This window comes from Weizmannia sp. FSL K6-0777 (genome assembly GCF_038593185.1).
GTDB classification, from domain to species: Bacteria; Bacillota; Bacilli; order Bacillales; family Bacillaceae_C; genus Weizmannia; species Weizmannia faecalis.
This window is the reverse complement of record NZ_CP151971.1, coordinates 1,159,758-1,176,893: the sequence shown is the minus strand read 5'-3', so window position 1 is coordinate 1,176,893 and position 17,136 is coordinate 1,159,758. Positions and strand designations below refer to the sequence as shown.

The 17,136-nt window shown below is 46.7% G+C and carries 20 protein-coding genes; 8 read left to right on the top strand and 12 right to left on the bottom strand.

Annotated elements, in window-relative coordinates; all coding sequences use genetic code 11:
* The first annotated feature begins 29 nt into the window (after positions 1–29).
* Positions 30–497 carry a YkyB family protein gene (locus NST70_RS05370; RefSeq protein WP_017552159.1) on the top strand — a complete coding sequence of 156 codons (468 nt, stop codon included), beginning with the start codon at positions 30–32 and terminating at the stop codon, positions 495–497.
* Positions 498–628: 131 nt separating this feature from the next.
* Here the strand turns inward: NST70_RS05370 and NST70_RS05365 are convergent, their stop codons facing one another.
* Entirely contained in the window at positions 629–1,531 is a 903-nt protein-coding gene (locus tag NST70_RS05365; RefSeq protein WP_035189533.1) for a chemotaxis protein, read from the bottom strand.
* A gap of 239 nt (positions 1,532–1,770) precedes the next feature.
* On the opposite strand from NST70_RS05365, the gene NST70_RS05360 reads away from it, so the two are divergent.
* Positions 1,771–2,925: an aminotransferase A gene (locus NST70_RS05360; RefSeq protein WP_017552156.1), complete on the top strand. Its 1,155-nt coding sequence runs from the start codon at positions 1,771–1,773 to the stop codon at positions 2,923–2,925.
* Positions 2,926–3,156: 231 nt separating this feature from the next.
* Here NST70_RS05360 and NST70_RS05355 read toward each other — a convergent pair whose 3' ends face one another.
* The 5 genes from NST70_RS05355 to NST70_RS05335 all read right to left on the bottom strand — a co-directional run bounded on the left by NST70_RS05355 (position 3,157) and on the right by NST70_RS05335 (position 7,855).
* Positions 3,157–4,020 carry an NAD(P)-dependent oxidoreductase gene (locus tag NST70_RS05355; protein WP_017552155.1) on the bottom strand — a complete coding sequence of 288 codons (864 nt, stop codon included), beginning with the start codon at positions 4,018–4,020 and terminating at the stop codon, positions 3,157–3,159.
* 134 nt (positions 4,021–4,154) lie between these two features.
* Entirely contained in the window at positions 4,155–4,940 is a 786-nt protein-coding gene (locus tag NST70_RS05350; protein ID WP_035189535.1) for an SDR family oxidoreductase, read from the bottom strand.
* Positions 4,941–5,277: 337 nt separating this feature from the next.
* A complete protein-coding gene (gene ptsP, locus NST70_RS05345; RefSeq protein WP_035189538.1) occupies positions 5,278–6,999 on the bottom strand; it encodes a phosphoenolpyruvate--protein phosphotransferase in 1,722 nt (573 codons plus the stop codon).
* Positions 6,999–7,265, bottom strand: coding sequence for a phosphocarrier protein HPr (locus tag NST70_RS05340; protein ID WP_013858895.1), 267 nt, complete (start codon positions 7,263–7,265; stop codon positions 6,999–7,001). The genes ptsP and NST70_RS05340 overlap by 1 nt, the downstream gene beginning before the upstream one ends.
* 395 nt (positions 7,266–7,660) lie before the next feature.
* Positions 7,661–7,855 carry a hypothetical protein gene (locus tag NST70_RS05335; protein WP_026683819.1) on the bottom strand — a complete coding sequence of 65 codons (195 nt, stop codon included), beginning with the start codon at positions 7,853–7,855 and terminating at the stop codon, positions 7,661–7,663.
* 166 nt (positions 7,856–8,021) lie between these two features.
* On the opposite strand from NST70_RS05335, the gene NST70_RS05330 reads away from it, so the two are divergent.
* The gene (locus NST70_RS05330; RefSeq protein WP_014095631.1) at positions 8,022–8,210 is read left to right on the top strand and encodes a DUF2187 family protein; all 189 of its coding nucleotides are present in this window, start codon (positions 8,022–8,024) and stop codon (positions 8,208–8,210) included.
* Between the two features lie 246 nt (positions 8,211–8,456).
* Positions 8,457–9,074, top strand: coding sequence for a type II CAAX endopeptidase family protein (locus NST70_RS05325; protein WP_014095632.1), 618 nt, complete (start codon positions 8,457–8,459; stop codon positions 9,072–9,074).
* A gap of 80 nt (positions 9,075–9,154) precedes the next feature.
* On the opposite strand, the gene NST70_RS05320 is transcribed toward NST70_RS05325, so the two are convergent.
* Positions 9,155–10,189 carry a membrane protein gene (locus NST70_RS05320; RefSeq protein ID WP_035189543.1) on the bottom strand — a complete coding sequence of 345 codons (1,035 nt, stop codon included), beginning with the start codon at positions 10,187–10,189 and terminating at the stop codon, positions 9,155–9,157.
* Between the two features lie 523 nt (positions 10,190–10,712).
* Between NST70_RS05320 and NST70_RS05315 the strand changes: the two genes are divergently transcribed.
* On the top strand, positions 10,713–12,869 hold the full coding sequence (locus NST70_RS05315; protein ID WP_328229068.1) for an AAA family ATPase: 2,157 nt from the start codon (positions 10,713–10,715) through the stop codon (positions 12,867–12,869).
* 286 nt (positions 12,870–13,155) lie between these two features.
* Here the strand turns inward: NST70_RS05315 and NST70_RS05310 are convergent, their stop codons facing one another.
* Positions 13,156–13,446 carry an aspartyl-phosphate phosphatase Spo0E family protein gene (locus tag NST70_RS05310; RefSeq protein ID WP_035189548.1) on the bottom strand — a complete coding sequence of 97 codons (291 nt, stop codon included), beginning with the start codon at positions 13,444–13,446 and terminating at the stop codon, positions 13,156–13,158.
* Positions 13,447–13,535: 89 nt separating this feature from the next.
* Here NST70_RS05310 and NST70_RS05305 point away from each other — a divergent pair, with 89 nt between their 5' ends.
* The gene (locus NST70_RS05305; RefSeq protein ID WP_179234108.1) at positions 13,536–13,679 is read left to right on the top strand and encodes a hypothetical protein; all 144 of its coding nucleotides are present in this window, start codon (positions 13,536–13,538) and stop codon (positions 13,677–13,679) included.
* A gap of 124 nt (positions 13,680–13,803) precedes the next feature.
* The gene (locus NST70_RS05300) at positions 13,804–14,226 is read left to right on the top strand and encodes a YkvA family protein (protein ID WP_014095636.1); all 423 of its coding nucleotides are present in this window, start codon (positions 13,804–13,806) and stop codon (positions 14,224–14,226) included.
* Between the two features lie 39 nt (positions 14,227–14,265).
* On the opposite strand, the gene NST70_RS05295 is transcribed toward NST70_RS05300, so the two are convergent.
* From NST70_RS05295 to NST70_RS05280, 4 genes are all read right to left on the bottom strand, one after another.
* Complete coding sequence (locus NST70_RS05295) at positions 14,266–14,736, bottom strand: methylated-DNA--[protein]-cysteine S-methyltransferase (RefSeq protein WP_168985969.1); 471 nt, start codon at positions 14,734–14,736, stop codon at positions 14,266–14,268.
* On the bottom strand, positions 14,675–16,192 hold the full coding sequence (locus NST70_RS05290; protein ID WP_014095638.1) for a PAS domain S-box protein: 1,518 nt from the start codon (positions 16,190–16,192) through the stop codon (positions 14,675–14,677). The genes NST70_RS05295 and NST70_RS05290 overlap by 62 nt, the downstream gene beginning before the upstream one ends.
* 236 nt (positions 16,193–16,428) lie before the next feature.
* Positions 16,429–16,566, bottom strand: a complete 138-nt coding sequence (locus tag NST70_RS05285; protein ID WP_193352498.1) for a hypothetical protein — start codon at positions 16,564–16,566, stop codon at positions 16,429–16,431.
* Entirely contained in the window at positions 16,563–16,724 is a 162-nt protein-coding gene (locus NST70_RS05280; RefSeq protein WP_035189552.1) for a hypothetical protein, read from the bottom strand. Before NST70_RS05280 ends, NST70_RS05285 begins: the two co-directional genes overlap by 4 nt.
* Before the next feature lie 211 nt (positions 16,725–16,935).
* Between NST70_RS05280 and NST70_RS05275 the strand changes: the two genes are divergently transcribed.
* Positions 16,936–17,136, top strand: coding sequence for an alpha/beta-type small acid-soluble spore protein (locus NST70_RS05275; protein ID WP_014095641.1), 201 nt, complete (start codon positions 16,936–16,938; stop codon positions 17,134–17,136).

Below are 17,136 nucleotides of genomic sequence, written 5' to 3'. Positions count from 1 at the left end.
TATGATTAAAAATGAAAGGAGTTCTCTATTTGAATTCGCATAAACCTGCTCCATTACAACCTACAATCGAAAACCTCTCTTATGCTGTATTCACGGTCAATCGCCATGCGAAAACCGCAACCAATCCAAAATTTCTTTACCTTTTAAAGAAAAAAGCGCTTGAAAAAATGATCCGGGAAGGGAAAGCACTGAAAGTCGGGCTACACTTTTCCGAGCATCCAAAGTACAGCCAGCAGCAGTCTGATGTGCTTGTAAAGTGCGGTGATTATACATTCCATATTCCGCCGTCAAAAGACGATTTTAAAAACCTCCCCCATCTCGGATACCTGGACCATAAAACAAGGAACCCGAAATGCCGCATGCCTTTAAGCCAGGCTAAGCAGTTGCTCGAGCAGTATACTGGGCTCACGGAAAAACAACAGCATCCGGGGCAGCCCCGCACCGGCAGGAAAAATTGCAAACCGGTTTTTAAAAAATTGGGTGACTCCTTTTTCTAAGCCGCAGCAAGCGCAAACCAAATAACGGGAAAATCCGTTTGCAAAACCGGGTAAAAGACCCCTTCCAGATGAATCACGATACGCAACCATACAGGAAAGCCCTCCGCGATTAGCCGGGGGCTTTTCTGCGTTTACAGCACTTTTTCGTCCATCGCAAGGATAAGCTGGTTGATTTCAGGTTTACTGATTTGGGCATCGGCGCCGACCATTTCCCCTTTATGCCTCAATGCGTCCGTGATCAGCGACGAAAAGATGATAACCGGCAGCACTTTTAATGCAGGATCTTCTTTTATTTTTTTCGTTAAATGGTGTCCATCCATTTGCGGCATTTCAATGTCCGTAATCACAAGCTGGACTTCATCTTTAATCTCTTTTCCGCTTTCTGCAATCCCGGATAAATATTCGAATGCTTCTTTCCCGTTTTCAAAAAACGCAATTTGTTCATACCCGGCTTCAAGCAGCGTATCGCGGAGCAATTCCCTGAGCAGGCCGGAATCTTCCGCGATCACAATCCGTTTATTGTTCCGCTCCCGCTTTCCAAGCTTTTTGACTTCTTCCACCCGGATCGTGGCTTCCGGGTTGATTTCCGCAATCATTTTTTCAAAATCAAGCAGCAAAATCATCATGTCTTCTTTCTTGATCACGCCGATCACCTGTGTATCGGTGCCCGCATACATCCCAGACGGTTTTTCAATTTGATCCCAGGAGAACCGGTGGATTTTTGAAACATTGTCCACATGAAAGACAATTTTTTGCTGGTTGAACTCCGTCACGATAAATTTGTCATCCTCGCCCGTTTCAGGCGGATGCCCGAGTACTTTGCGCAAATTAACAACCGGCAGTATTTCCCCGCGCAGCTGGATAATGCCTTCAATATTTGGATGGGCGTGCGGAATGGTGGTAACCGCAGCCGGCATGATAATTTCCTTCACCTTAATGACATTGATGCCGTAATGATTTTGTGCGACAGAAAATTCTACGATCTCAACTTCGTTTGTGCCGCTTTCCAGTAAAATCTCGTGCTCTAGACTCATTTTTTTTGCCCCCTCGTTCTAAAACGTATGAAAATCCGGCGCGGAGCATTTTGCGGACTGCCCGATTCTCAATATTTGCCCACATGAATTATATCGGCAGATGGACCAGAATGTTTCACCTCTAAAAGGGCAAACGGAAAAGATTGCTTTTTCACAAATGTGCAAGCGTGGTAAGATGAAGAAGAACAGGACATACATATTTAATGAAAAGCAATTCGTGAAAGAGGAGGAAACCGGTTTTGGAACATTTACTGAACCCGCATGTGCGGGAGATTGAAATATCCGGCATCCGCAAGTTTTCAAACATGGTTGCCGGAATCGAAGACATGGTCTCATTTACAATCGGCCAGCCCGATTTTAAAACGCCGGAACATGTCAAACAAGCAGGGATCCGCGCCATTGAAGAAAATAAGACAACCTATACCCACAATGCCGGCGACCTTGCTTTGCGCAAGGCTGCAGCACAATTTGTAAAAACGAAATACAACCTGTCTTATAAACCGGAAACGGAAGTCATTGTCACGATCGGCGCCAGCGAGGCGATCGATATTACGCTCAGAACCGTATTGACACCCGGTTCCGAAGTCATCCTGCCCGGGCCCGTTTACCCGGGGTATGAACCGGCCATCCGCCTGTTGGGAGCCGTTCCGGTGCACGTGGACACAAGGGCAAACCGGTTTAAGCTAACCGCGGATCTCATCCGCCAGGCTATCACAGCAAAAACGAAATGCATCATTTTGCCGTACCCTTCCAATCCGACAGGGGTTACGCTCGAAAAGGCGGAATTGCAGGAAATTGCAGACCTGCTCCGCGGCCGTGATATTTTCATTCTGGCCGATGAAATTTATAGCGAGCTAACGTACAATCTGCAGCACGTCTCGATTGCTTCGTTTTTGCCGGAGCAGACCATTGTCATTAACGGCGTCTCAAAGTCCCACTCGATGACCGGCTGGCGGATCGGCTTCGTGTTTGCGCCGGAATGGCTCACAAAGCATATTTTAAAAGTCCACCAATATAATGTGTCGTGCGCGCCTTCTATTTCCCAGATGGCGGCGCTTGAAGCGCTGACAGCCGGCATCGATGACGCGCATGCCATGAAAACGGAATATGAAAAACGGAGAGACTATGTATGCAGGAGGCTGGATGAGATCGGCATTGGCTATGTGAAACCGGACGGGGCTTTTTACGTATTCGCAAAGGTGCCGGAAGCGTGGAAGCGGTCCTCTTTCGATTTTGCGCTGGATCTGGCAAAACAGCAAAAAGTCGCGGTTGTCCCGGGGAGCGCTTTTTCGAAGTACGGCGAAGGCTGGTTCCGGATGTCTTACGCATGCAGCATGGATCAACTTGAAAAAGGACTTGCGCGCATGGAAAAGTTTGTTGCAAATCTATCCTGAAACTATGTGCCGGCTGATTTTCTGCTGGTGCTGCATTCCATGGCAATGGGCGTCATGTTGAAAATGAAATTCCTTGCTGGCGCCGCGTTCGCCATAAGGACAGAAGCCCGCGTTAAACCATAATGGCTTCCCGTGTTAACAAAATTTGCTGGAACATGGGCATATGACCCGACCAGGATGATCCCGCCCGCATAAAAAATAAGCCCGTCGGCATATGCCGGCGGGCAAACTTTACTTGGACCAATATTTAATCAATGCTTGTGTGCCGCTGTTTTCTTCACCTTTTGCAGCCAGTTCTTCATATAATTTTTTGCTGAGTGCAAGCCCCGGCAGGTCGAGCCCCATTTTTTCCGCTTCATCAAGGGCGATTTTCATGTCTTTAATAAAATGCTTGATAAAAAAGCCCGGGGAATAATCGCCCGCAAGCATGCGCGGAACAAGATTGGACATTGACCAGCTCCCGGCTGCCCCGGCGCTGATAGATTTGAGCACTTTTTCCGGATCGAGCCCTGCTTTTTTCGCATACACAACCGACTCTGTCACACCAATCATATTGGAGGCAATGGCGATCTGGTTGCACATTTTTGTATGCTGGCCGGATCCCGGGCCGCCCTGCAGTACGATATTTTCCCCGAGTACGGAAAAAACCGGTTTTACTTCTTCAAATACCGATTCTTCGCCGCCTACCATAATCGTCAAATTGCCTTTTTGCGCCCCGATATCGCCGCCGGAAACCGGTGCATCAAGCGCCTTCACCTGTTTCGCTTTCGCCGCTTCATCAATCTTTTTGGCAAGGGTCGGCGTGGAAGTGGTCATATCAATCAGGATCGTTCCTTCTTTCGCCGCGCCAAGCAGCCCGTTTTCCCCGAAATACACTTCTTCCACATCGTGCGGATAGCCGACCATCGTAATGACGATATCTGATTTTGCAGCCGTTTCTGCCGGCGTGCTGCACCATTCGGCTCCTGCTTTGAGAAGCGGCTCCGCTTTTTCTTTTGTCCGGTTATAGACAAAAAGCGGATATCCTGCGTTTCGCAAATTTTGCGCCATGCTCCGGCCCATTACGCCTAACCCGATAAATCCGATCTTTTTCATCATGGGTCCCCCTTTTCGCAAATAAACAAAAAAGCCTGCATCACAGCAGGCCAAAAGCAAACATGGGGGTACAAGGAAGAAAACAATCTTTCCTCTATTTTATACCCCGCACAGCCTGCTTTAAACCTGGCAAATTAAATCGATTTGACTTTTCCGCCGTCGATCAGGAAGCTGCTTCCGGTAACATAGGAATTGGCTTCAGAAACCAGAAACGCAACAAACTTCCCGAATTCGTCCGGTTCGCCGTATCTGCCGAGCGGAATCGACTCCAGTTCCTTTGCCTGGACTTCTTCCATCGATTTTCCGGTTTTCTCCGCTGTCACTTTGTCAAGATGGACGATCCGGTCCGTTGCAATTCTGCCCGGGCCGACCGTATTCACGAGGATTTGGTACGGGGCAAATTCTTCCGCCAGCGTTTTCGAAAGCCCCACAATGCCCGTCCGGAATGTATTCGACAATATCAGCCCCGGGATCGGCTCCTTAATGGATGAAGAGGCAATGTTGATGATCCGGCCGCCGTTTTTCTTTAAAAGTGGCAATGCTTCCCTGATGATGCGTATGTACGAAAGCAGATTCAGTTCGAATGATTTTTGCCAGTCTTCATCCGCCATATCTTCAAAACTTCCGGCCGGCGGTCCTCCTGCATTGTTGACCAGGATATCCAGTCTGCCGAATGTATCCCGTGCTTTTTGCACCATGGCGCGAATATCTTCCGGATGGGTAATATCTGCCCGGATATACGCTACTTTCCCGGTGCCGTAAGCGGATAATTCTTCTTTTGCCGCCTGCAGTTTTTCTTCATTCCGGCTTGTAATAAGGACATCTGCGCCTTCCATTACAAGTTGTTTGGCTACCGCTTTCCCAAGCCCCTGGCTGGAAGCGACAACAAGGGCGGCTTTCCCTTTTAATCCTAAATCCATTCAAAATCCCTCCCCGAAATCTTATGTTCACAAAAGCCTGTCTTCATTATAAACGATTTTTCCCCATCCATACACGATAAAGCTTCAAACCGGCTTCCCCACCATTTTTCCGTTAAAATTGGATATCCGGCATTTTGATGTGCGCTCCGCCAAAGCGCAATCCAAAAAAAGCCGAATGGCAAAGCCACTCGGCAAAAATAGGGGGAAAAATGAGAAAGAAACGATATACATCCGGTATTGTAACAATACTGGATACCAATAATACTACCCTTAATGCTGGGATGGTTTACATATACCCGCTTCCTTCACCCCTAAACCTGTTTTTGAAAAAATTTTTTTATCCGTTTGAAAGAACTTTTTTCACGTGTTCTTTTACTTCTTCGTTCGTTGTGAAGTTCAAAACGTCTTCTGCCAGTTTTTCCATATCAGCCTTATTCAGGTTCCTGATTTGGGAACGGGCCCTTAAAATCGAAGAAGCGCTCATTGAAAATTCATCAAGGCCGAGGCCGAGCAGAATCGGAATCGCGATTTCGTCTCCGGCCATTTCGCCGCACATGCCGGCCCATTTGCCTTCTTTGTGCGCCGCGTCAATGACGCGTTTCACAAGGCGTAAAATGGCCGGGTTATACGGCTGGTACAAATACGAAATGTGTTCGTTCATACGGTCTGCAGCCATCGTGTACTGGATCAGATCGTTTGTGCCGACACTGAAGAAATCAACTTCTTTTGCAAACAAATCAGCCATTACGGCAGTGGAAGGAATTTCAACCATAATGCCGACTTCGATATGATCTGCAACCTGCACGCCTTCCTGGATAAGCTTTTCTTTTTCTTCCAAAAGAATCGCTTTTGCTTTGCGGAATTCATCCAGATTGGAAATCATCGGGAACATAATTTTCAGGTTGCCGTATGCGCTCGCGCGGAGCAATGCACGCAGCTGGGTGCGGAAAATATCCTGTCTGTCCAGGCACAAGCGGATCGCACGGAAGCCGAGGAACGGGTTCATTTCTTCCGGAAGCGGCAAGTATGGCAGTTTTTTGTCGCCGCCGATATCCAGCGTACGGACTACAACCGGTTTGCCTTTTAAGCCTTCAAGCACCGCTTTATAGGCATCAAATTGCACTTCTTCTGACGGAAGTTCGTCCCTACCCATATAGAGGAACTCTGTACGGTACAGGCCGACGCCTTCCCCGCCGTTCCGGATTACGCCGTCGAGATCGTTCGGGGTGCCGATATTGGCAACCAGTTCAACCGTATGGCCGTCTTTCGAAACGGATTTTTCATTGATCAGCTTCGCCCATTCGGCTTTTTGCCGTTCAAATTGTTCCTGCTTTTGTTTGTATTCATCGACCACTTCAGGTGTCGGATTCACATGGACATCGCCATTGCTGCCGTCCACGATGACAAGGTCGCCGTTTTGGATATCCTGGATCGCCGTTTTCGTCCCGACGACTGCCGGAATTTCCAAAGAACGCGCCATGATCGCAGAGTGGGACGTACGCCCGCCGACATTTGTTGCAAAACCTTTTACATACTGGCGGTTCAACTGCGCCGTATCAGAAGGGGTCAAGTCTTCAGCAATGACAATGACTTCTTCCGAGATCATGCTTGGATTCGGAATATCCACTTTCAGCAGATGAGCCAGAATCCGTTTTGTCACGTCGCGGATGTCCGCTGCACGTTCGCGCATATATTCGTTGTCCATTTGTTCGAACATGGTCACGAACATATCCGCAACTTCTTTCAATGCGTATTCCGCATTGACCTGGTCATCCCTGATTTTGTCCTGGACCGGCGTCAACAGTTCCGGATCTTCCAAAACGAGCAAATGGGCATCAAAGATCGCTGCTTTGTCCGCCCCCAGCGCCTTCATTGCATGCTCCCTGATCGCCTGCAGTTCAGACTTGGATTCAGACACAGCAGTATCAAAGCGTTTCAATTCATCCGAAACATTCTGGATAGACCTTTTTTCAAAAGACAAATCCGGTTCTACCAGACGATATGCTTTTGCGATGGCAATCCCGTTGGATGCTGCTATACCTTTTAAAATGGTTGACATTATTCGCCCAGACCCTCTTTTTTCATTAATTCAGCTAAAGCGTTCAATGCATCTTGTGCATCGTTGCCTTCTGCAGAAATGGTAATGTCGGCGCCTTTGCCGATTCCAAGGGACATAACCCCCATGATCGATTTCAGGTTCACTTTCTTATCCTTGTACTGCAATTGGATATCTGAATCGAATTTGCTTGCCGTTTGTACGAGCAATGTAGCAGGACGTGCGTGGATTCCTGTATCTGCTGTTACTTTAAATTGTTTTTCAGCCATGGGTAGAACGACTCCTTTTCTATAATATAGTTCTAAAAATAATGCACTGTACATTTTTCGTCAATATTTATCAACCATCTTCATACAAATGACAAATTTTGCAAACGAGGGTTGAAAAAAACCGCAGCGATGCCGGGATACCTGCAAACACCGTTCATCCCCGGTTATTCAGCAGGCTGCTCCCTCAAAGTCCGCGCGGCCCATCCGTGCCAAAAACACGCCTCGCCCGAAACCGGGAACACGCATGTCCCCGGCCGGATCAAAAAAATGACAAATATTGCACAGTGCGGGAAAAACAAAATCCCCGTAATAGAATAACATGCCTTTCCAAATAAAACAATCATCAGAGTTGACTTCATTTTGCTTAAAAATGCACAAAATTATGCATGCCCCGGTCAGATTTCCGGCTCGTCCAAATAAATATAGCGGACATTCCCGCCGCGCAAGGCAATGCCCTTAAAATGTTTAAAGTCTTCCTCGGCAATAAGCACTTTCCGGAAGTCCATAAAATCTTCACGGCTGACGAATAATTCTTCGATTTCCCTGTTGCGAAGCCGGTTGATTTCCTGTCTGATTTCTTCTTCCAACATACGACCACCCCACCCGGTATTGTACCACATTCTTCCTGCCGCCTACTTGTTTGCTTTCGCGATTTTTTAAAACCGGCCCGATTTGTATTTTTCTGTTCCTTTCGCCTTGAATTTTTCAGAAAAATAGTGCAAACTGGTTACAATACTTTCTTACGGGAGGACCGCAATGAAAAAAGCACAAATTGGTGACATTATTGAATTTAAAGACGGGCTTCAAGGAATTGTCGAAAAGGTGAACGAGAACTCGGTCATCGTGGATTTAACCTATATGGAAAACTATCAGGAACTGGAGCTTGATGAAAAAACAGTGGTCAATCATAAAAACTATCAGGTTATCCATTCGGCTTTACATTAATTCAAACGCTTACCGCGCAGTAAGAAACCGGCACATGCCGGTTTTTTTACTGCCGTTTCTATGATTGTGAATTTTTTAACATTATTTTCCCGGATACCTTTTTCCCTATTTCTCTGCTAAAATATTCACTGTATTTTTGTTTGACCCAATGCCGCGAAGGCCGGACTGCGGGGCCGGATCTCTTTTTTTGGCCCTTCCCGGTTTTTTGCCGGCGGTTTGCGAACTTAAGAAAGGAGCGCATTGGCGGTGGCAAAAAACATGGTGGATACAAAGCTTCTCGGAAGTATCTTGATCGCCCACCTTCTGCTATATATTACGTTTCGGGATACCTCCGTTTTTTGGTATTTATATTCCGGAGCAATGCTGTTTTTGATCAGTTACACGGTTTTTCTTGGAAAATCAGAAAAACACGAAAAGCTTCCGTACCTTCAATTGCTGTTGTATGGCATCTTTTCGGGTTTTCTCCTCTATATTATTTTCAGAATTGGCAATACAGTACTCGGTTTTTTGCCGGGCGGGCTTGACAATGAAGTCGCCCGCGCATACAGGCGTTTTTCGCCCGAATCCTTCTGGCATTACTTAGCGCTTGTCCTGATTCTCATCCCCGGAGAAGAAATTTTTTGGCGTTCATTTGTCCAGGCCCGGCTCATGAAAATGATGGAAGCGAAATATGCGATTTTGATTTCCGCCGTATTGAACGCATCCGTTTATTTTTACTGCGGATTAAAAATCATGGTCATTGCCGCTTTTGCCGGTTCGATTTTCTGGGGGCTACTGTATGCAAAAAAACGGAGCCTGTCTGCACAAATTTTGTCGCATCTTACCTTTGATTTGCTGCTTGTCGTCTTCCTGCCGATTTTTTAAGCAGGGGGACGGCTTTTTTCGGCATTTGCCCGCCACAAATGCATAACAACCGCGCAAAGCTGTTTTGAATGCCTTACCGGTCACCCCCGGATCGTCTTTATTCCGAGTGCCATCATAAAAACAAGGCTGAAATAGCCGAACAAGGGATATAAAACCGATAATAGCGGGCCGTAATGCAAGCTGCTGATCAGCAGAATGGCGGAAAAAATCAACCCGTACAGCAAACCGCTTTTCATCGGGATATATTTTTGCATTTGCCGCTCAAGCCCGTAGGCATCCCCGATAATAGAAGTGAAAATTTCCCCGAAAATCAGCAGAACATAAATAAAATAAATGCCCGGAAAACTCGCTTTCACAATATGCGCCATCGGAATCTCCACTTGGGCAACGTCCGGCAGCGTGACCAGTGACAAATGGCTGGAAATCAGGATGAGCGTTAAAAACAGCCCGCCCAGTATCCCGCCGGCACGGACGACTTCCTTATCTTTCACTTCCGCCGCAACCGGGACAAGCACCGCCTGCGCGAGCGCCAAATTCAAAGCCGCATAGGAAAGGGCGCGGAGAAGCGCACGGGGCATATCAACACTTTCCGGCCGGGCCATGAGCGCTTGAAAAAAACCGGGTGACTGGAAGGACTGCGACAAAAGCAGAAAATTAAACAAAAGCATCAACGGCACAACAAATGTGTTGACGCCAAGCAGCCCCTTGATGCCAAAACACATGACAAGAAAGGCAAGAAGCACCGTCAATAAAATCCCTATTTCCCTCCCAATATGAAGCTGCTCCTCAAAAACAGCACCCGCACCGGACAGCATGACGCCGCAAACCCCGAAAAGCATGGCCATCATCATCACATTCACGAAACCGGCCGCTTTTTTGCCAAATAAATACCGGTTTAAAGTTTCATAGGAATCCGCATGCAAATCGATCGCTTTTTCCATCATTTTCGTACCAAAGAAAATAAACAAAAACCCTGAAAGGCAGATGGTAAGCAATCCATACAGCCCAAACTGTGTAAAAAAAACGGTAATTTCTTTCCCTGTTGCAAACCCCGCTCCGATGACCGTTCCAATATAAACGGCTGCGATTTGGACAGCACCGCCCCACTTATTCAACGCCTGCACCCCTTTAAGAAAAAATAAGACAACCTGTCAGCTCCGTTACTATCCTATGTCCCGCTTTCTTAAAATAGCCCGGCCGGTTCATTTCCGCCGGTAAAAAATTGGTCAAAAAAAGTCAAAAGCCCCTTTACAAGCAAAAAAAGTTGTCCTATACTATAGGCAAAGGTCAAAGTTGGTCAAATAAAAGATGACACCATTGGCTGATAAGCGTTAATGGCAAATGCAAATCTTTTGATTTTCGGACCGCGCTGTTGTATACTGATATTAGAAAGGTCAAAGATAGTCAAAAGGTGATACGCAGATCCATTTAGTTGTTTTCAGCATAAGACAAATTTGCCATTGTGCTGGAAAGGCCAAAATGCATCAAAGAGGTGCATGCAAAAGATTTGCATCTTGTGAAATTTTGAGCTATACTCATTCCCAATCAAGGTCAAAGCAAATCAAAACGCTTTGATTGTTTTTCAATCTCATTAGTCAAAGATAGTCAAAATCAAACCGATCAAAGGAGGAATGTTTGATGTTATGTGACAAATGCCATCAAAACGAAGCGACGATCGGAATGCATATAAATGTGAACGGAAACCAAAAAACATTGAACCTATGCCAGTCCTGCTACCAAAAAGAACGTGCAAAATTCGAAAACAACTGGGGAGGCATGTTTATGAATAACGGATTTGGAAACTTCGGATTCGGAGGATTCAACGACCTCTTTAACCAAATGAATGCCAACGGGTTCCAGCCGAACGGCGCGAAACAAACCGTACAAACGCAAACACAAGGCGGTGGCAACGGACTACTTGACCAGTTCGGCCGCAACCTGACCGCCGCTGCACGGGCCGGGCAAATCGACCCTGTTATCGGCCGTGATGAAGAAATCGCCCGCGTCATTGAAATTTTAAACCGGCGCAATAAAAACAACCCGGTGTTAATCGGCGAACCTGGCGTCGGGAAAACCGCCATTGCGGAAGGGCTCGCTTTAAAAATTGTTGAAAAACAAGTTCCGGCTAAACTGCGGCATAAAGAAGTTTACTTGCTCGATGTGGCTTCACTTGTTGCAAACACGGGCATCCGCGGTCAATTTGAAGAACGGATGAAAAAATTGATTGCCGAACTCGAACAACGGAAAAACGTACTTCTGTTTATTGACGAAATTCACCTGCTTGTCGGCGCAGGTTCTGCAGAAGGTTCGATGGACGCTGGCAATATTTTGAAACCGGCGCTTGCCCGCGGCGAAATCCAGGTGATCGGCGCGACAACTTTGAAAGAATATCGGCAAATTGAAAAAGATGCCGCACTTGAACGGCGTTTTCAACCGGTACAAGTCAATGAACCGACCCTTGAAGAAACCGTCATGATTTTGCGCGGCTTAAAAGACCGGTATGAAAACTACCATCACGTTGCCTATACCGATGAAGCGCTTGAAGCTTGTGCGAAATTGTCGCACCGCTACATCCAGGACCGCTTCCTGCCGGATAAGGCAATTGACCTGATGGATGAAGCCGGTTCGAAATTGAACCTGACGATTGCGGTTCCGAGCAAAGAAGATATCCAAAAACGGCTTGCTGAAATTGCACAGGAAAAACAAACTGCGCTTGCAACAGAAAACTATGAAAAAGCAGCTGAATTGAAAAAAGAAGAACAAAAACTGAACGAGCTGGCTACTTCCGGCCAAGTTGAAGCCAAACCGGTTGTCGATGTCATGCAAATTCAGGAAATTGTCGAAAAGAAAACGGGTATTCCGGTCGGCAAACTCGAAGCGGATGAAGCGAAAAAACTGCAGCATCTGGAAGAAAACCTTGCTAAAAAGGTGATCGGCCAGGAAGAAGCCGTCCGGAAAGTAGCGAAAGCAATCCGCCGTTCGCGTGCCGGCCTGAAAGCGCAAAGTCGCCCGATCGGTTCGTTCCTGTTCGTCGGCCCGACCGGTGTCGGAAAAACGGAACTGACGAAACGGCTCGCGGAAGAACTGTTTGGCACGAAAGATGCAATGATCCGGCTTGACATGAGCGAATATATGGAAAAACACAGCGTCTCGAAACTGATCGGGGCACCTGCCGGCTATGTCGGTTATGAAGATGCCGGACAACTGACGGAAAAAGTGCGCCACAACCCGTACAGCATTATTTTGCTCGACGAAATTGAAAAAGCGCACCCGGATGTTTTGAACATGTTCCTGCAAATTCTCGATGACGGGCGCTTAACCGATGCCCAAGGGCGGACGGTCAGCTTCAAAGATACCGTCATCATTATGACGAGCAACGCCGGCACCCAATTTAAGCATAAAACAGTCGGATTTGCTAAAAGCGAAGCGATCAAAGAATCGAATATTCTCGATTCACTCGGTGACTTCTTCAAACCGGAGTTTCTGAACCGTTTCGACAACATTGTCGAATTTAAACCACTTGAAAAAGAACATTTGGTTAAAATTGTTGACCTGATGCTCGGTGAACTGGATGAAACGCTGAACGAACAAGCGATTACACTTGACGTGACAGCAGAAGCGAAAGAAAAAATCGCCGAACTCGGTTATGAGCCGGCATTTGGGGCACGCCCGATCCGCCGCGTCATCCAGGAAAAAATCGAAGACCGGATCGCCGACTTTATCCTCGACCATCCGGAAAGCAAAAACTTAAAAGCGGAAGTTCGCGAAGGCGACATTGTCATCGCGGAAAAATAAAGCAAAAACCGGCATGCGGACACAGCCCATGCCGGTTTTATGCATTCCGGCAGATGGACAACACGGGCCGTCTGCCGGATTTTTTTATGCCTGTAAATAGATCGAACGCAGTCCAAACCTGATTGTTGTAATCAATCGGAAGAAATCCGGGTTCTATTACCCGGCACAAAACCAGTCCAAACAAAAAGGCGGGAAACATATTCATCCGGAATATTGATCAGGGATTCATCCGCACTCAAAGGCGCAAAATCAAGATGCAAAAGGTTGGAAGCAGTTCCCCTGTTCGTTAAACAATCTGCATGGCTTTATACGTTTTTCTCGCTTCAGCCAAATTGAGCCGCTGCACTTTTTCATACAATATGAATGACATTTCCCGAATAATCACCATTTCGGATGACCGGGTATTGTACTGCTTCCGATAGGCTTCATACTCATTCATGAGCGAATCCAGCTGCTGACTGCACTGAACCGTTTTCTCATGCGTCAGGCCCAGTTTTTTCCCAAGTTCCATCATTTCCTGGCGTTTTTTCTGAATCCTGTACAGATACTTGTTCTCCTCTAACATGTGCGTGTCCACTTCAAAATTCTCCTTTAGTTCTCTTTTTCTATTGAATGATTGTTATCCCCCGATTATGCTTCAAAAATGTGAGGTGTTACACATGGAAAATGGCGGATGATACTGCCGGTTTTCCGCTTGATGGCATCGTGACAAAAGTTGCGCTGCAAGCCGGAAAGGCGCAAAAGCACTGCCCCCATCCTGCTTATTTTACCATTACTAAAGTAGTATCGCAGGTCTTGACGGAAATGTAAATACAATCGCAATATTAGACAAAATTTTCACCAAAAATTTTCACATCTCCCGAAAAAACCACCCGTTTTTTACAGCTCTATGTTTTTTTTGGTCATGCAGTGGAAAAATAAAAGAGAAAAAGACATGAAAGAAGTGAAGCAGATGGCTAAAAATTTTCTGCTGGCAAAAGCAGCCGGGTGGTTATTTCGTTCAAAAGCAAAACAGTATTTAAATGACCGGGGAAAAACCGGCGATCTGGTTAACCGTGCGGAGAAAAAAGCGCTCTCCAACAAAATCACGCTCGCCAATATGTGGAGTAAAATCCGCATCCTTTTCCAGCTGATCAGGGCATGGGCAAAAGGCGAATACCGCACTGTTCCGTACCGGACGATTCTCATGATTGTAATCGGCCTTATTTATTTCGTATCTCCCATTGACATCATCCCTGATTTTCTTGCCGGTGCGGGCCTTGTTGACGATACCGCCGTGCTCGCTTTTCTTCTGACGCAAGTGACCCCGGATTTGGAAAAATTTTTGCAATGGAAAAACAAAAGAGAGAAAAGTTGAGCTGAAGGCCGCGCGGGACTTTGAAAAACGATACCCCTTTTAGACAATCGCCCCTTCAAGACGGAGCAGGAATGCTTTTTGATCGATCCGGCTCCCGGCATAGCCTGTTAACGACTTGTCTTTTCCGATCACGCGGTGGCAGGGGATCAGGATCGGAACAGGGTTTTTCCGGTTCGCCTGCCCGACGGCCCGCACGGCTTTCGGGTTCCCGACAGCCTCGGCGATGTCTTGATACGAGCACGTTTCTCCATACGGAATTTTTTTCAGCGCTGCCCAAACCGCCATTTGAAAGGGAGTGCCGGAAACAGAAACCGGCACATCAAAACGGGTTCTTTTCTTTGCAAAATACGCTTCCAGTTCACTGGCTGCGCACAGAAGCAGCGGGTGGCGGGGTTCCGGCATGCCCTCTTCATCTGTTTTTCCGAAAGAAACGGCCGTAATGCCCCTTTCATTCGCCCTTACTGTTAAAGGTCCGATTGGGCTTTCCAGCCAAATAAAAGCCATTTTCATCACCTGCTTCCTGGTGCACGGGAAGAAAGATATGAAAAGTTGTGCCTTCCCGCACTTTGCTTTGAACTTGAATGAAGCCTTTATGCTCCTTTATAATTTTATAACTGATCATCAAACCAAGTCCGGTTCCTCTTTCTTTTGTCGTATAGAACGGCTCGCCCAGCTTTTCTATTTTATCGTCCGGGATGCCTTCCCCTTCATCGCGGATGCTCGTATGGACAAGCCCTTTTTCCTTTTCGTAACAAATCGCGATATCTATTTTGCCCCCATCCGGCATGACTTCTATTGCATTCTTAATAATATTGATAAAGACCTGCTTGATCTGGTTGCCTTCGCAATAAACATCCGGAAGTCCCTCGTCAAAGTGGCAGGAAATCTGGATATTGTGCATCAGCGCCTGGGCGTTCAGCAAACCAATTGTATCGCGCATGATTTTTCGGACATCGTGATTTTGGAACTGGATGGCCTGCGGCTTTGCCAGCACCAGAAAGTCGGTAATAATCGCTTCAATCCGCGCCAGTTCTGATGTAATCACATTAAAATATAATGAATGCTCTTCCTCTTTCATGCTGTTTTGCAGCAATTGGATAAAACCTTTTAAAGCCGTCATCGGATTGCGGATTTCGTGGGCAATGCCGGCCGCGAGCTCCCCGACAATATTCAGGGTATCCGATTTGCGAAGCTGCTCCTGCATCGCCCTTCTTTCAGTAATATCCCGGATGACCGTTAAATTCATATTTGACGTCAGGTTCCCTTTTGACGTAATCTCATAATATTTCGTTTCATTGGCTTTTGAAGCAGTAAACAAATAATCTGCCGTCCCGTTCTCTTTTAACTGAAAAAGATGGCGGAGAAAATCTTTTTGCATTTTTTCGTCATTGGTAAGCAATAAATTTTGGATTCTCTTCCCGATCGCATCTTCCCGGCTGCAGTCGAAATAGTTTGCAGCTGCAGGGTTGATATCGACAATTTTCAAATCCCAGTTCCATAAGACCATCCCGTCGATCGATCCTTCGAACACTTTCCGGAACCGTTCCTCGCTGTCCCGCAGCGTCTGTTCCATCTTGTAACGGCTGCTCACGTTGCGAAAAATGGTCATATGGTAATTTTCCGCGCTAATATACCGGGATGTAAACTCGAGATGCTTCAGCTGCCCGTTCGGCATTTTAAACAGCAGTTCTTCGCGGGCCGCCGGGATTTGGTTTAGCCTGTCGAACTTCCGGCAATTCCCACCGTTTTCGACATAAACAAAATCGCTCAGCTTTTTCCCGACAAACTCTTCCATTGTACACTCGAAAATTTTTAAAGCGGCTTCGTTCGCCAACAGGATCTGGCCGTTTTGATCCCAAAATACAATTGCATCCATTGCTTCCAAAAAAAGGGTTCGGTAAAGCTGCTCATGATCTCTTAATACAAGTCCCCTTTTCTTTTGGCTCATAAACTGATCTGTTCCCAAATTTGTTCTCCCCTTCTTCATAAGAAGCATGCCCCTGAATTTATGATATTTCTGTTCACAACAAATGTCTGGAAAAGTCTGCTGCATAAGGGTTTCCAGCTGCTATTTAAGAACATATTCTTTTTGAGAAGATATGTCAAATGAAATTGGCAAGATGGATGATATGGTGATAATTCGTGGTCCAACGGTGGAATTCCTGCTGCCATTTCCGCAAAAAAGGATGGCGGCTGCCATCCTCATTCTTTATTTTTTTGCATTTTTTCTTTTTTTTTGCCGGTTCCTCTTTCAGCCATGATTTCATATATCTTCCCGGCATTGATGTCCCCGAATTCCAGCCCCGCTTCTTCCCGGACATTTTGTTTCCTGCGGTTCATGAACGCCCTTTCCTGCCTTTTTTTGAATTCCGGTTTGCCCCTTTTACCGCTTCTTCCCCGCGGGCAAATTCCGTGGAGAAAGCTGTTTCAGTCAGATTCTCTTTCGGGGTTTTGTTATTTTTCGCGGCTGTATCAAATTCCGCTTTTCGTTTCGCCATGCCGTCCCCTCCATTTCAGGTTGCCTGCATCATTAGCATGCCCGTGCACCACCGCCCTTATGGCCGCAATATCTGTCAAAACCGGCTCAGGGTGCATGCAAATACAACTGTTTCCAAACATAATTCTTTCCCGGAGGCCGATACTATTCATAAAGGCCGCAATACGAGCGGCAGAAAGAGGAGCCAACTTTTTAAAAAAAGGAGAATGATGATGGCGAGAAACAGCAATAAATTGTTGGTACCGGGGATTGAGGCATACATGGACCAAGTAAAGTATGAAATAGCGCAAGAATTTGGCGTGCAGCTCGGATCGGATACCGTATCTCGGGCAAACGGATCGGTAGGCGGAGAAATGACAAAACGGCTCGTGCGCGAGGCCCAGTCCCGCCTTTTGGGGCAAAATCCGGAATAA